The 13,538-nt window shown below is 62.0% G+C and carries 13 protein-coding genes and 1 pseudogene; 5 read left to right on the top strand and 9 right to left on the bottom strand.

What is annotated here, in order from left to right; all coding sequences use genetic code 11:
* Nucleotides 1–153: 153 nt before the first annotated feature.
* Together ilvC and NKH21_RS07480 are read right to left on the bottom strand one after the other, a co-directional pair.
* On the bottom strand, nt 154–1,173 hold the full coding sequence (gene ilvC / locus NKH21_RS07485) for a ketol-acid reductoisomerase (protein ID WP_023676662.1): 1,020 nt from the start codon (nt 1,171–1,173) through the stop codon (nt 154–156).
* 136 nt (nt 1,174–1,309) lie between these two features.
* Nucleotides 1,310–1,963, bottom strand: coding sequence for a TetR/AcrR family transcriptional regulator (locus NKH21_RS07480; RefSeq protein WP_352863826.1), 654 nt, complete (start codon nt 1,961–1,963; stop codon nt 1,310–1,312).
* Between the two features lie 155 nt (nt 1,964–2,118).
* Here NKH21_RS07480 and NKH21_RS07475 point away from each other — a divergent pair, with 155 nt between their 5' ends.
* The gene (locus tag NKH21_RS07475; protein ID WP_352863824.1) at nt 2,119–2,547 is read left to right on the top strand and encodes an anthrone oxygenase family protein; all 429 of its coding nucleotides are present in this window, start codon (nt 2,119–2,121) and stop codon (nt 2,545–2,547) included.
* A 37-nt stretch (nt 2,548–2,584) separates the two neighbouring features.
* Here the strand turns inward: NKH21_RS07475 and NKH21_RS07470 are convergent, their stop codons facing one another.
* Nucleotides 2,585–3,037 (bottom strand): MarR family winged helix-turn-helix transcriptional regulator, encoded by a 453-nt coding sequence (locus NKH21_RS07470; RefSeq protein WP_352666953.1) that lies wholly within the window; start codon nt 3,035–3,037, stop codon nt 2,585–2,587.
* 100 nt (nt 3,038–3,137) lie between these two features.
* Between NKH21_RS07470 and NKH21_RS07465 the strand changes: the two genes are divergently transcribed.
* Together NKH21_RS07465 and NKH21_RS07460 are read left to right on the top strand one after the other, a co-directional pair.
* Complete coding sequence (locus NKH21_RS07465) at nt 3,138–3,443, top strand: Rieske (2Fe-2S) protein (protein ID WP_352666956.1); 306 nt, start codon at nt 3,138–3,140, stop codon at nt 3,441–3,443.
* Nucleotide 3,444: 1 nt separating this feature from the next.
* Nucleotides 3,445–4,170, top strand: coding sequence for a glutathione S-transferase family protein (locus NKH21_RS07460; protein WP_352666958.1), 726 nt, complete (start codon nt 3,445–3,447; stop codon nt 4,168–4,170).
* On the opposite strand, the pseudogene NKH21_RS07455 reads toward NKH21_RS07460, so the two are convergent.
* Together NKH21_RS07455 and NKH21_RS07450 are read right to left on the bottom strand one after the other, a co-directional pair.
* Nucleotides 4,118–5,355: pseudogene (locus tag NKH21_RS07455) on the bottom strand (FAD-dependent oxidoreductase). The gene NKH21_RS07460 and the pseudogene NKH21_RS07455 sit on opposite strands and share 53 nt — an antisense overlap.
* A gap of 74 nt (nt 5,356–5,429) precedes the next feature.
* Complete coding sequence (locus NKH21_RS07450; RefSeq protein ID WP_352466906.1) at nt 5,430–5,840, bottom strand: winged helix-turn-helix transcriptional regulator; 411 nt, start codon at nt 5,838–5,840, stop codon at nt 5,430–5,432.
* 136 nt (nt 5,841–5,976) lie between these two features.
* Between NKH21_RS07450 and NKH21_RS07445 the strand changes: the two genes are divergently transcribed.
* Nucleotides 5,977–6,867 carry an SDR family oxidoreductase gene (locus NKH21_RS07445; protein ID WP_352863821.1) on the top strand — a complete coding sequence of 297 codons (891 nt, stop codon included), beginning with the start codon at nt 5,977–5,979 and terminating at the stop codon, nt 6,865–6,867.
* Between the two features lie 42 nt (nt 6,868–6,909).
* Here the strand turns inward: NKH21_RS07445 and NKH21_RS07440 are convergent, their stop codons facing one another.
* The 3 genes from NKH21_RS07440 to NKH21_RS07430 form a co-directional block, all read right to left on the bottom strand.
* Nucleotides 6,910–8,829 (bottom strand): potassium transporter Kup, encoded by a 1,920-nt coding sequence (locus NKH21_RS07440; protein ID WP_352666964.1) that lies wholly within the window; start codon nt 8,827–8,829, stop codon nt 6,910–6,912.
* A gap of 156 nt (nt 8,830–8,985) precedes the next feature.
* Nucleotides 8,986–10,899, bottom strand: coding sequence for a potassium transporter Kup (locus NKH21_RS07435; protein ID WP_352863818.1), 1,914 nt, complete (start codon nt 10,897–10,899; stop codon nt 8,986–8,988).
* A gap of 97 nt (nt 10,900–10,996) precedes the next feature.
* Complete coding sequence (locus NKH21_RS07430) at nt 10,997–11,737, bottom strand: pyridoxine 5'-phosphate synthase (RefSeq protein ID WP_352666969.1); 741 nt, start codon at nt 11,735–11,737, stop codon at nt 10,997–10,999.
* 114 nt (nt 11,738–11,851) lie between these two features.
* Between NKH21_RS07430 and NKH21_RS07425 the strand changes: the two genes are divergently transcribed.
* Nucleotides 11,852–12,256 (top strand): SpoIIAA family protein, encoded by a 405-nt coding sequence (locus tag NKH21_RS07425; RefSeq protein ID WP_352863816.1) that lies wholly within the window; start codon nt 11,852–11,854, stop codon nt 12,254–12,256.
* A 10-nt stretch (nt 12,257–12,266) separates the two neighbouring features.
* On the opposite strand, the gene NKH21_RS07420 is transcribed toward NKH21_RS07425, so the two are convergent.
* Nucleotides 12,267–13,394, bottom strand: a complete 1,128-nt coding sequence (locus NKH21_RS07420; RefSeq protein WP_023720791.1) for an ATP-dependent DNA helicase — start codon at nt 13,392–13,394, stop codon at nt 12,267–12,269.
* Nucleotides 13,395–13,538 lie beyond the last annotated feature (144 nt).

Here is a 13,538-nt window from a genome sequence, read left to right as displayed (position 1 = left end):
CCCCCTTGGCACTTTTGTGCCATGCCCCGCACAGGCATATCACGGTGATGAGGATAGTGCGCCTGTCCAGAAGCCTGGAAACCACACAATCTTGATGCGAAAAGGCCGGCGGATCGCTCCGCCGGCCTTTCTTGATCGGCAATGAAATTGCGATCAGTTCTTGGCCTTGTCGACCAGCTTGTTCTTGGAAATCCACGGCATCATCGCGCGCAGCTTGGCGCCGACTTCCTCGATCTGGTGGCTGTCGTTGTTGCGGCGGATGCCCTTGAAGCGCGACATGCCAGCGCGGTATTCCTGCATCCATTCCGAGGTGAACTTGCCGGTCTGGATATCCTTCAGCACCCGCTTCATCTCGGCCTTGGTTTCGGCGGTGATGATGCGCGGGCCCGAGACGTATTCGCCCCATTCGGCGGTGTTCGAGATCGAATAGTTCATGTTGGCGATGCCGCCTTCGTAGATCAGGTCGACGATCAGCTTGACCTCGTGCAGGCACTCGAAATAGGCCATTTCCGGCGCGTAGCCGGCTTCCACCAGTGTCTCGAAGCCGGCGCGGATCAATTCGACCAGGCCGCCGCACAGCACCACCTGCTCGCCGAACAGGTCGGTCTCGCACTCCTCGCGGAAATTGGTCTCGATAATGCCCGAGCGGCCGCCGCCAACGCCGCAGGCGTAGGAAAGCGCCAGGTCGAGCGCGTTGCCCGAAGCGTCCTGGTTGACCGCGACCAGGCACGGCACGCCGCCGCCCTTCTGGTATTCGCCGCGCACCGTATGGCCGGGTCCCTTCGGCGCGATCATCACGACGTCGACGGAGGCTTTAGGCTCGATCAGGCCAAAATGCACGTTGAGGCCGTGGGCGAAGGCGATTGCCGCGCCATCGCGGATGTTCGGCGCGATCTCGGATTTGTAGATGTCGGCCTGCAGCTCATCCGGCGTCGCCATCATCATCAGGTCGGCCCACTTGGCGGCATCGGCTACGCTCATCACCTTGAGCCCGTCGGCCTCGACCTTCTTGGCGGTCGCCGAGCCGGCCTTAAGGCCGATGGCGATGTCCTTGACGCCGGAATCCTTGAGGTTGAGCGCATGCGCCCTGCCCTGGCTGCCATAGCCGATGATGGCGACCTTCTTGCCCTTGATCAGGTTGAGATCGGCATCGCGATCGTAATAGACACGCATTTTTCTTCCTTCCCGTTTTGAATTCAGAGCATGATGCCGAAAAGTGTGAAGCGGTTTTCGGACGACATCATGCTCCATCGTTTAGTGTAGAGCCGGATTCAGATTTCAGGTCGATTCGACCTGAAATCATCCGGCTCTATGGGCCTTGCTGCCCGGTTTTTGCCCCGTAGAGAGCGAGAAACTGCTGCGTCGCCCGGACGGCATCGCCGCCGATCGCCGCATCAGTCAATTCCAGCCGGTCGCCAAGCAGCAGGCGGATCTGCACGTCACGGGCGACCAGCCCGAAAAAGGTGCGGAACGCCGTCTCAGCGTCGGAAAACTCGAGGAAACCAGCTTCCTTGCCTGCCTCCAGCACCGGCTTAAGGCGCCTGGCCAGCGCGAAGCGGCCATTTTCCAGCACGATGGCGCCGAGATCGTCCTTCCCCGAACTAGCATGGCCGACCGCCACCCGGTTCAGCGCGATCGAGGTGTCGCTCGAAATTACCGTGAGCCAGTCCGAAGCGAAGCGTTCGAGGCTCGCCGCCAGCGAAGCAAGGTCGAGCCCCTTGCGGTCGACCGGCACCACCCGGACCTTGGACGCCTGCCATTGTACCGTCGCGGTCAACAGCCCGTCGCGATCGCCGAACCATTTGTAGAGCGTCTCCTTCGAGCAGCTCGCCCGCCGCGCCACGGCGGTCATGGTCAACTGATCGCCCTCTTCGACCAGCAGGCGAAGGGCGGCGTCGAGCACGTCCTTCTGCCGCTCCGTCAGCGCCTCGCTGGTGTCGATGTCGGTCACAGCATGCAACACAGTCTTTCCTCAGGACGCAAACTCACCCGCAGTTCAGATACGAGCTCGACGGCGTACCGTACGTTACGGTTCGGCTTATGGCGCATTGCCCGACCCGGCGCAAGCCCTTATTTCTGTAGCGCGCTCCATACGGGGCATCACGGGAGACACGCATCATGCTCGCCGGATTGCTTGCCTTGGCCGTTGCCGCAGTGTTCGCGGGCGCGGCTATCTACGTCAGCGTCGCCGAGCAGCCGGCGCGGCTTCGCCTCGATGACAAGGCATTGCTGCAGGAATGGCAGCCTTCCTACAAACGCGGCGCCGCCATGCAGGCCTCGATCGCCGTCATCGCCTGTATTCTGGGCCTCGTCGCGTGGTGGCTGACCGGCAATCTCGCTTATCTGGTCGGCGCCGTGCTGATCATCCTGCCTTGGCCATGGACGCTGCTGGTGGTGATGCCGGCAAATAGGTTGCTGGAGGCGATGGACGCGAACACCGTCAATCCTGAAGGTCGGACATTGATCGTCAAATGGGGCAATCTGCATATGGTCCGCGTCGGGCTTGGCGTTCTGGCGACGCTGGCATTCCTCTTGGGCAGTGCCTGACCTCGCCAATCGGCGCCATCTCCGTCATGAGGGCGCGTCACTCCAGGGCGGGCGGATCTCGCAGGCGCCCAAGCAGAGCTGACAGCCCATCGAGCTCATCATTGGAAAGCCGGGAGCCGACCAACTCCGCGATCGACCGGCCGTAGACAGCCCACATGCGGCGGCGCGTCTCGCGTCCCTTGTCTGTGACGCGGATTGTTTGCCCGCGGCCGTCATCGGCAACGGGAAGCTTCTCGACCAGCCCGTCCGCTTCGAGCCGCGCCAGCAGCCGGGAGATGTTGTATTGCGCAAACAGCGTGCGCTCGGTGAGCTGGAACGGCCGCAATCCGCCCTCGCCCGCCTCGGCAAGCTCATGCAGGACGTCGTACCAGGCAAGCGGCGGCAGGCCACTGTCCTTCAGCGCGTCCTCGGCTCGTTCCACCAACTGGCGCGAAACCCGCATCAGGCGGGCCCAGGCCTTGATGGCTGGAGGTGAAGGAATCCCGGTCATGATTGCATCGTAGGCGATAGATGCAATTGCATCAAGCTTGACGATCGATGCAAATGCATCTATATAGATGCAATCGCATCAATCATGAGAGGCAATTCCGATGAAGCATGAAATCTGCAAGATCGCCGACATTCCGGAAACAGGCAGCCTGATCGCTCCGTTTTTCGGCCGCGAGGTCCATGTCTACCGCAGCGGCGAGCGTATCCGCGCCGCCGCCAACGTCTGCCTGCATTTCGGTGGCCCGCTCGACTGCAAGGACGGCAAGCTCGTCTGCCAGTGGCACGGCGCCTCGTTCGACATGGGAAACGGTGATCGCCTCGAAGGCCCGGCGCCGAAGGGCTCCCGCCTGATGTTCCTCTCCACCCGCGTCGAGGACGACGTCTTGAACTATGTCTGGGGAGAGTGAGGTGACCGACAAGCTCATCCTCGTCAGCCATCATCTTTGCCCCTATGTGCAGCGCGCGGCGATTTCACTTCGCGAAAAGGGCGTGCCGTTCGAACGCATCACGGTCGATCTCGCCAACAAGCCTGCCTGGTTCAAGGCAATATCGCCGCTCGGCAAGGTGCCACTGCTTCGCGTTGAGCATGACGCCCAGGAAACGGTAATCTTCGAATCGGCGATCATCCTCGAATTCCTCGAGGAAACCCAGCCCAATCCGCTGCATCCCACCGACCCCTATGCCCGTGGCCGGCATCGCGCCTGGATCGAGTTCGGCTCGGCAATCCTCAATGCCATCGGCCGCTTCTATTCAGCGCCGACCGAAAGCGCCTTCCGCGCCGAAAGCGGGGCTCTGTCGGCAATGTTCGATCGCCTGGAAGTGGAACTGGCGAACGGCGCGGCCGGGCCATGGTTCGCCGGCGAGCGCTTTTCGCTGGTCGATGCGGTCTACGGGCCGATTTTCCGCTATTTCGACGTCTTCGACCGGATCGGCGATTTCGGCATGCTGGACGGAAAGCCGCATGTCGAGGCCTGGCGCGAGGCATTGCACGAACGCCCATCCGTAAAGGATGCGGTCGCTCCCGACTATGCGCAGCGCCTCCATGCATTCTTGCAGGCCAAGGGTTCGCATCTTTCGGAAATCATCCGTCAAGGCGATTCGACCATAGCGCTTCCGCAAGCCCGATCGGCTTGAACGGATTGATCACCGTTCCTGTGACCATAGAAGCAAGAAACTGCGGCGCCGGCGGGACTTTTGCCAGCGTCGCCACCAGCCTGTCGCGAACGAACGACATCACATTCGAATCCGATTGATAAAACGGCGTCAGCACCAGCGACAGCGCCTGGAAGACCCGCACATGCCATCGCCGCGCCCGGACGTAGGTTTCCAGCGCAGTATCGATACGGTCCGTTCCTATGAGTGCGTGGTTGAGCGCTGCCGCATCGAGCAGCGCCATGTTCGCGCCCTGGCCGAGCTGCGGGCTCGTTGAATGAGCCGCATCGCCGATAACGGCCAATCGCCGTCCGGCTGGCGTCTTCATCGTGTGATGCCCATAGCGCGCCAGCGAAAGCTGCTCGAAACTGTCGATCTGGTCGATGAAGGCCGCGCATTCAGGCCACAGCCCGACCAATCTCGCCTTCCATGCCTCGAGACCTGCCGCCAATACGCACTCGGCATCCGCCGGCTTCAGGCTCCAGAAGAATGCCGCCATCTTCCCGGCACCGGGCTCGGGCCGGCCGATCGGCAGCACGCGATCATCACGCTCGCGCTGTCGTAGCGCTGCAGCAGCGCGTGCTCGTCGAAACCCTCGCCGCGCCAGCCGAGCGATGCCCAGAACGCGCCATAGGCGAGCGATCGCGGTTCGCCCGGATTGTTCACGCACCGCCGCAGTTTGGAGCGCGAACCACTGGCATCCACTACCAGGTCGAACGGCCCTATCCGTCGTCCGTTGCCGCAGACCAATGTTGCCCGTTCGCCGGTTTCCAGCGTCTCGAGCTCGATACCTGTCTCGATGGTGATCGCTTGGCGCCGGACGGCGCGGAAAAGCACGCCGAACAGAGCCGTGCGGTGCACCGCCAGCCCGAAACGACCGCCCCGCCGGGCATCATAGCGGACGTCGAGTACGGTGCGGCCGGTCTTGGCGTCTGCACCATGCAGGCGATCTATGCGGCTGCCCAGCGCCAGAATGTCATCGAGCAGGCCGAGATCGGCAAGTACCGTCAGCCCGGTCGGCTGCAGGATCAGCCCGGAGCCGACCGGCTTTGGCTGCTCGAAGCGCTCGAAAACGGTAACCCGATGTCCGGCGCGCTTGAGATAGAGCGCGGCGGCAAGTCCAGCCGGCCCGGCGCCGGCAATCGCGATATCCAGAGAATTGCCCATTTGCCCGACCCAGCCCAGGCCGGACAATCCTTCAGCGCTGTCGCTAAATCAAGCCGCCGTCTCGGCCTGGAGGCTCAGCCTTCGGCAGCATCGAAAACCTTCCGCGCCTCGCGTACAGCGCCGTGATTGAGCTCGGCCCATTGGATCAGCTGATGCAAGGGTCCAAACATCGAGCGCCCGAGATCGGTGAGGCTATATTCGACGCTCGGCGGTTTGGTCGGAAACACCTGGCGATGCACATAGCCGTCGCGCTGCAGATCGTGCAACGTCTGGGTGAGCATGCGCTGTGAAATATCGGGCACGAGGCGCCGCAACTCGCCAAAGCGGTACGGCTTCTCGGCCAAGGCCTCCATCAGCAGCGAACTCCATTTATTGCTTATGCCCTGGATCACGTCGCGAACCGGGCAATCCGCAAGGTTTCCGCCACCGCTGCCTGCTTTATATATCTCGAGCTTCGATCTCAGATTGACGATCTTGCCGTCCATGGCTGGTTCCCTGGGTGTGCCTACCTCCCGCAAAACTGCCTTCTTTACGAGGATGGGTCAATTCCTATTTTAGTGCTGGTCTCTTTTTGAGACTAACATATGAACCCGCCGCTCCGGCGCAACGTCAGGACCTTTCATGACCGACACCCTTCTTGTCACCGGCGCCTCCGGCCAGCTTGGCCGCGGCGTCATCAATCATCTGCTTGACACGCTCAAGGTCTCGCCTCAGCGCGTCATCGCCGCTACCCGCAATCCGGAAAATCTGGCCGATCTGGCAGCCCGAGGCGTCACCATCAGGACGGTCGACTTCGACGACACCGCATCGTTGGCCAGTGCATTTACCGGCGCCGACAGGGTTCTGATCATTTCGACGAACGAGCTCGCCGTTCCGGGCAAGCGCCTGAAGCAACATGAGACCGCGGTCGCCGCCGCAAAAGGCGCCGGCGTTTCGCATCTGCTCTACACATCGATGCCCAATCCGGAGCCGGGATCGCCGGTGCTGTTTGCGCCCGATCACCACGGCACCGAGCAGGCGATCAAGGCGAGCGGTATCCCCTACACCATCTTCCGCAACGGCTGGTACCAGGAGAACCTGTTCATGGCGCTGCCGCACGCCGTCGCCTCTGGGCAGTGGTACACATCCGCTGGAGACGGCCGCATTGCCCATGGCGCGCGCGACGACATGGCCGGGGCGATCGCCGCCGGCCTCGCTTCGGGAGCAACCGAAAGCACCACATACACGCTGACCGGTCCGCAGGCCTATACGGTCACCGAGATTGCAGCCCTCGTCACCGAGGTTACCGGCAGACCGATCGAAGTTGTCCATCTTTCGGATGAAGCGCTGACCGAGGGATTGAAGGCAGCCGGCGTTCCCGAGGCTTTCGCTCCCATCGTCGTTTCCTTCGACACCAACACCCGCTCGGGCCGGATCGGCATGGTGACCGACGCGGTCGAGACGCTGTCCGGCAGGAAGCCGCAGCCGCTGAAGCAATTTCTTGAAGCAAACACGGCGGCTCTGGTGAGCTGAGCCTGACAATTGCCGTGCCCTTCGAAGGGCACGGCCGTTTGTTCAGATAGCCACCTGCGTCCCGATCTCGACGACGCGTCCGGTCGGGATCTGGAAATATTCCGTCGCATCTGCCGCCGTGCGCGCCAGCCCGATGAACAGCTTGTCCTGCCAGGCCGGCATGCCGGAATTGGGCGATGCCTTGAGTGAACGCCGCGACAGGAAGAACGACGTCGTCATGATGTCGAACTTCCAGCCCTGCTTGCGGCAGATAGCCAGCGCGCGCGGGATGTTGGGCTGCTCCATATAGCCGAAGGTCAGCGTCACGCGCATGAACAGTTCATTGACCGTCTCCATCTTGACGCGCTCGCTGTCGGGCACGACAGGCTGCGGCGCCGTCACCACCGAAAGGATGACATTCTGTTCGTGCAGCACCTTGTAGTGCTTGAGGCTGTGCATCAGCGCGGTCGGCGCGCTCAGCGGATCGCTGGTCAGGAACACCGCGGTGCCCGACACCAGATGCGGCTTCTTCTTCAGCAGATTGCCGGCAAGGAAATCGAGCGGAATCTCGTTCCGGCGCGTCTTTTCGAACAAATAGCGGCTGCCGCGGATCCAGGTCCACATCGCCAGCACAATGGTGAAGGCCACCGCCAGCGAAGCCCAGCCACCTTCGAACACTTTGACGATGTTCGAGGCAAAGAAGCCGATGTCGATGAACGCGAATACCACTGTCAGGGAGATGGCCAGCCAGAGCTGCCATTTCCAGATGCGGCTCATGATCACGTAGAGCAGCACCGTCGTCACCAGCATGTTGCCGGTCACCGAAATGCCGTAGGCTGAGGCAAGCTTGCTGGATTCGCCAAAGCCGACCACCAGCAGCATCACCACCAGCGCCAGTAGCATGTTGACGCGCGGCATGTAGATCTGGCCGGACTGTCTTTCCGACGTATGCAGGATTTCCAGGCGCGGCAGCATGTTGAGCTGCACCGCTTGCCTGGTCAGCGAGAAAGCGCCGGAGATCACCGCCTGGCTGGCGATAACGGTCGCAGCTGTGGCCAGGACGACCATCGGGATAAGCGTCCAGCCTTCGTTCATTTCGAAGAAGGGATGACCGACCACGCCGTTTTTCGCCAGCACGAATGCGCCCTGCCCGGCATAGTTCAGCAACAGGCAAGGGAACACGATTGCCAGCCAGGCGAGAACGATCGGCTTGCGGCCAAAATGGCCGAGGTCGGCATAGAGCGCTTCGGCGCCGGTGACGGCGAGGAAGATGGCGCCGATCGTCACGAAGGCGACGTCTGGTGAATTGATCAGGAACGCGACGATGTAATGCGGGCTGACTGCCAGCAGGATCTCTGGATCGGCGATGATGTGGTTGAGGCCGGAAAGGCCGATAGCCAGGAACCAGACCGCCGTGATCGGGCCGAAGATCAGGGCGACGCCGCCGGTTCCAAACCGCTGTGCCGAAAACAGAATCGCCAGGATGACCAGCGTCAACGGCACCACATAGGGCTGGAAGGTCGGCGTGACGACGTTCATGCCTTCGACCGCCGACAGCACCGAAATCGCCGGCGTGATGACGGCGTCACCGAAAAACAGCGAGGCGCCGACGATGCCGATGCCGAGGATCACCGCCGAGCGGGTCGGGAAACTGTTGCGCGCCAGCGCCATCAGCGACAGCACCCCGCCCTCGCCGCGATTGTCGGCCCTGAGCACGAACATGATGTATTTGATGGTGACGATGATCGTCAGCGACCAGATGATTAGCGACAGCACGCCGAGGATGTCGCCACGGTTGGCGACTTCGCCCCCCGACGATGCCACCAATGCCTCGCGGAAAGCATAGATCGGGCTGGTGCCGATATCGCCATAAACGACACCGAGTGCGCCCAGCATCAGCACCTTGGTGCTGTGCTGCTCGACCTCAGAATGGCTCGATTGTTCGACGGGTTCTGCCTCGTTACCAGCATTGGTAAGGGCCATGGACGACACTCCGATAAGCGCGCGGTGCTCTACGCTTGCTGCACTGCAATATCAAGTGCCGTCACGTAATGTCTGCGTGTCGGTATTGCGAGTCTTCCCGGCCTGGCAGGCTCGACCCCCTCGACAGACTGCCTGAAACGCTGCAACAGGCACGTTCTAAATAGCCACCTGCGTCCCGATCTCGACGACACGTCCGGTCGGAATCTGGAAATATTCCGTGGCATCGGCCGCCGAGCGCGCCAGCCCGATGAACAGCTTGTCCTGCCAGACCGGCATGCCGGAATTGGGCGAGGCCTTGAGTGAACGCCGCGACAGGAAGAAGGACGTCGTCATGATGTCGAACTTCCAGCCCTGCTTGCGGCAGATCGCCAGCGCACGCGGGATGTTGGGCTGCTCCATGTAGCCGAAGGTCAGCGTCACCCGCATGAACAGCTCGTTGACCGTTTCCATCTTGACGCGCTCGCTGTCGGGCACGACAGGCTGCGGCGCAGTCACCACCGAAAGGATGACGTTCTGCTCGTGCAGCACCTTGTAGTGCTTGAGGCTGTGCATCAGCGCGGTCGGCGCGCTCAGTGGATCGCTGGTCAGGAACACCGCGGTGCCTGATACCAAATGCGGCTTCTTCTTCAGCAGATTGCCGGCAAGGAAATCCAGCGGGATCTCGTTTCGGCGCGTCTTGTCGAACAAATAGCGGGTGCCGCGGATCCAGGTAGACATGATCAGTCCCATGCCGCAAGCGACCGTGATTGACACCCACCCGCCTTCGACGATCTTGACGACGTTTGCGAGGAAAAATCCGGTATCGATCGTGCCGAACAGGAGGGCCAGCGCGGCAGCGAGGGCAAGCTGCCATTTCCACCGGAACCGCATCACCACGAACAGCAGGATGGTTGTCATCAGCATTTCGCCGGTCACCGAAATGCCATAGGCGGAAGCCAGCGAACTCGAACTGCCAAAGCCGACCACCAGCAACATTACGCCCAGCGCGACCACCAGATTGACCCGCGGCATGTAGATCTGGCCGGATTGCATCTCGGACGTATGCTGCACCTCGATGCGCGGCAGCAAATTGAGCTGCACCGCCTGGCGGGTCAGCGAGAAAGCGCCGGAGATCACCGCCTGACTGGCGATCACCGTCGCTGCCGTGGCTAGCCCAACCATGGGCATCAGCGCCCAATCGGGCAGCATCTGGAAGAATGGATTGGTGGGTTTGCCGCCGTTGGCCAGAACGAACGCACCTTGTCCGAAGTAGTTGAGGAGCAGACAAGGGAACACCACCGAAAACCACGCCAGCACGATCGGCCTGCGCCCGAAATGGCCGAGATCGACATAGAGTGCCTCGGCTCCGGTGACCGCCAGGAACACCGCCCCGACGGTGACGAAGGCGCCGGTGGGCGTATTGGCCAGGTAAGCGACCGCGTAATAGGGATTGATCGCCAGCAGGACCGACGGGTCGTCCAGCAGATGGTAGACCCCGGCGGCGCCGATCGCCAGGAACCACACTGCCGTCACCGGTCCGAACACCGCCGCCACCTTGCCGGTGCCAAAGCGTTGCACGGCAAAAAGCATCGCCAGGATGATCAGCGTGATCGGAACCACATAGGTTTCCAGCGTCGGGGTCACCACTTCCAGGCCTTCGACCGCCGAAAGCACGGAGATGGCCGGCGTTATGATGGCATCGCCGAAAAACAGCGCCGCGCCGCAGAGCCCGATCCCCAGGATGAGCTTGGCTCCATTGGGATAAGCGCTGCGCGCAAGCGACATCAGCGACAGCGTGCCGCCCTCGCCCTTGTTGTCGGCTCTGAGAACGAAAGCGACGTATTTTATCGTGACGATGATCGTCAGCGCCCAGACGATAAGCGACAGCACGCCGAGGACGTCGTTGCGCGCTACCGGTCCCGACGATGCGTGCAGCGCTTCCCGAAACGCATAGATTGGGCTGGTGCCGATATCGCCGTAAACCACGCCCAACGCGCCCAGCATCAGCACCTTGGTGCTGTGCTGCTCGACGGTGGAGTGGCTGGATTGCTCGATGGGTTCTGCCTCGCTACCAGCGTTGGCAAGGGCCATGGACGACACTCCCATAGACGTGCGGTGCCCTATGCTGCGGGGATGGAAAGGACGCGCTGCCATGCCCGGAACCCACGGCCTATCGGCTCGCCTCTCTCTACCAGCCACAAGCCTTCAGAAACCGCCTGACCGTTGCGGCCATGCCATACTCCAACGCATCGGCTGTCAACCCATGTCCGATCGACACTTCGGCCAATGCCGGGATGCGCCTGGCCAGCGCCGGCAAATTGCTCACCACAAGGTCGTGCCCGGCATTGACCTGGAGCCCTGCGGCCAGTGCGGCATCCGCCGTCTTTCCCAATTTCTCCAATTCCTTCGCCGCTTTTGCCGAATCGGAATGATAGCTGCCGTATGGACCCGTATAGAGTTCGATCCGGTCGGCACCGGTGTCGCGAGCGGCATTCACGCCATCGGGGTCCGGATCTGAAAACAGCGATACGCGAAAGCCTCCCTTCTTCAGGCGCTTGACGACCGGTGTCAGGAACGCAGCCTCGGCCGCGAAGTTCCAGCCATGATCGGAAGTCGCTTGCGCCGGGTCGTCGGGCACCAGCGTCACCTGCTCGGGCTGATGCTTTTCCACAAGCGCCAGGAATTCCCCGGTCGGATAGCCCTCGATGTTGAATTCCGCATTCGGGAACTCGTCGTCGATCAGCGCCCTGATCTCAGGCAGATCGGAATGCCTGGTGTGCCGCTCGTCGGGTCGCGGGTGCACCGTCAGCCCATGCGCACCGGCGGCAAGGGCGATGCGTCCGAGCCCCGTCACGCTTGGCCACGGCAGGTCCCGCCGGTTGCGCAGCATGGCGATGGCGTTGAGGTTGACGGAAAGCTTTGCAGGCATTTGCACGGTTCCAGGCTGATCTCGGCGCGCATCTATACCGTCTTTAAGGGGAACAGACAGAGGGTTTCAGGTGTTCCAAGGGAACGAAGAAAATCGAGCGCAAGGAGTTCCCTGTTGAATTTTCTCGATGCCGTACCGGCGATCCGCCGCATCGATACCGATCGCGAAGACCTCTTCGCCATCGATGTCGTCGGCCATGTCGCAGCGGCCGACGCCGAAAACCTGTTCGGATTGCTGGAGGCAGCCTACGCGCTGCACCCAAAAATCGACGTGCTGGTGCGCCTGATCGATCATGAGGGTGTCGACTGGACCGATGTATCGGACGAGACGGTCGAACAGGGCATAGCTCATGCAGTGCAGCATATCAGGCGCTGCGCGGCGGTCGGTGAGCCGAACTGGATAGCGGAGGCAAGAGCCTTTTTGCCCGCCTCCTTGCCCATCGAACTCCGGCATTTCGAGGCCAAGGACGAAGCCGCCGCCTGGGAATGGCTTGGCGCCAACCCGATCGCCCAGCGCTGATACGGCCGCCCTATCGGACGATCGTCAGCCGTTCGGCCGCGCGCGTGATGGCGGTGTAGAGCCAACGCTGCCGGGTTTCCTTGAACGCCCAGCTTTCGTCGAAAAGCACGATCTCGTTCCACTGCGAGCCCTGCGCCTTGTGCACGGTCAGCGCGTAGCCATAGTCGAAATCGTCGAACCGTTTCTTCTGCTGCCAGGGAATGTCGGCGTCGGGATCTTCGAATGCCGCCTTGAGCAGCTTGATCTTGGCGACGCCGCGATCCGGGTCGTCTTCCTCCGGCGAAACCAGCAGATTGATGCCGGGCTTGACCGTCTCGCGCGACGAGGTCATCACCTTCCACAGCGAGCCGTTGAGCAGTCCCTTGGCCGGATCGTTGCGCAGGCAGACCAGCTTGTCGCCGGCTTGCGGATAATCGGCGTTGAACCCCTTCAGCTCGCGCAGCCGCTGGTTATAACGGCGGCGCGTACGGTTGGTACCGACCAGCACCTGGTCCGCCTTCAGCACCAGTTCCTGGGTGACGTCTTCCTTGCCGATCACTTGCGCCGCGCCATAGTCGCCGCGCATGAACTCGCGGCCCTCGCGCACGTCAAGCGCAAGCCGGATGATCGGGTTGTCTCGTGCCTGGCGATGGATTTCGGTGAGCAGAATGTCCGGCTCATGATCGGTGAAGAAGCCGCCGCCGGAGATTGGCGGCAACTGGCCGGGATCGCCGAGCACCAAGATCGGCGTGCCGAAGCTCATCAGGTCACGGCCGAGTTGCTCGTCGACCATTGAGCATTCATCGATGACGACGAGCTTGGCCCGCGAGATCGGGCTCTGCCGGTTGAGCGAAAATGTCGGCGACATCGATGTCTTGCCGGTCACCTCGTCCGCTACCGATTCTTCGCCCTTCGGCCGGTAGATCAGCGAATGGATGGTGCGGGCATTGACCGCGCCCTTGGAACGCAGCACCTGCGCCGCCTTGCCCGTAAACGCGGCGAACTGCACCTGGCCATCGACATGCTCGGCGAAATAGCGCGCCAGCGTCGTCTTGCCGGTGCCGGCATAGCCGAACAGCCTGAACAGCTGCGGCTTGCCGGCTTTCAGCCAGCCGGCCACCGCCTTCAGCGCCTCGTCCTGTTGAGGAGAGAATTCCATCAGCGCGACAGACCGGATTCGCGAGGGAAAGACAAGGTGACTGCCGTCACCATCAATTTTCATCGCCGGCAATTACGCCGCTGCGACAGTGTCAGGCTATCAGTGACGAACAGGAACGTAAAGAGAACAAGACCAGGCGACCGC

Origin of the sequence: Mesorhizobium sp. M1329 (assembly GCF_040318035.1) — a bacterium.
Classification (GTDB): Bacteria; Pseudomonadota; Alphaproteobacteria; order Rhizobiales; family Rhizobiaceae; genus Mesorhizobium.
The sequence above is the reverse complement of the archived record's forward strand: the minus strand, read 5'-3'. Positions and strand labels throughout refer to the sequence as shown.

Coding starts and splice junctions, on each gene's coding strand:
- ilvC (WP_023676662.1), bottom strand. CDS start 1,173: ATGCGTGTCTATTACGATCGCGATGCCGATCTCAACCTGATCAAGGGC.
- NKH21_RS07475 (WP_352863824.1), top strand. CDS start 2,119: ATGCTCGCCGGATTGCTTGCCTTGGCCGTTGCCGCAGTGTTCGCGGGC.
- NKH21_RS07470 (WP_352666953.1), bottom strand. CDS start 3,037: ATGACCGGGATTCCTTCACCTCCAGCCATCAAGGCCTGGGCCCGCCTG.
- NKH21_RS07465 (WP_352666956.1), top strand. CDS start 3,138: ATGAAGCATGAAATCTGCAAGATCGCCGACATTCCGGAAACAGGCAGC.
- NKH21_RS07450 (WP_352466906.1), bottom strand. CDS start 5,840: ATGGACGGCAAGATCGTCAATCTGAGATCGAAGCTCGAGATATATAAA.
- NKH21_RS07445 (WP_352863821.1), top strand. CDS start 5,977: ATGACCGACACCCTTCTTGTCACCGGCGCCTCCGGCCAGCTTGGCCGC.
- NKH21_RS07440 (WP_352666964.1), bottom strand. CDS start 8,829: ATGGCCCTTACCAATGCTGGTAACGAGGCAGAACCCGTCGAACAATCG.
- NKH21_RS07435 (WP_352863818.1), bottom strand. CDS start 10,899: ATGGCCCTTGCCAACGCTGGTAGCGAGGCAGAACCCATCGAGCAATCC.
- NKH21_RS07430 (WP_352666969.1), bottom strand. CDS start 11,737: ATGCCTGCAAAGCTTTCCGTCAACCTCAACGCCATCGCCATGCTGCGC.
- NKH21_RS07420 (WP_023720791.1), bottom strand. CDS start 13,394: ATGGAATTCTCTCCTCAACAGGACGAGGCGCTGAAGGCGGTGGCCGGC.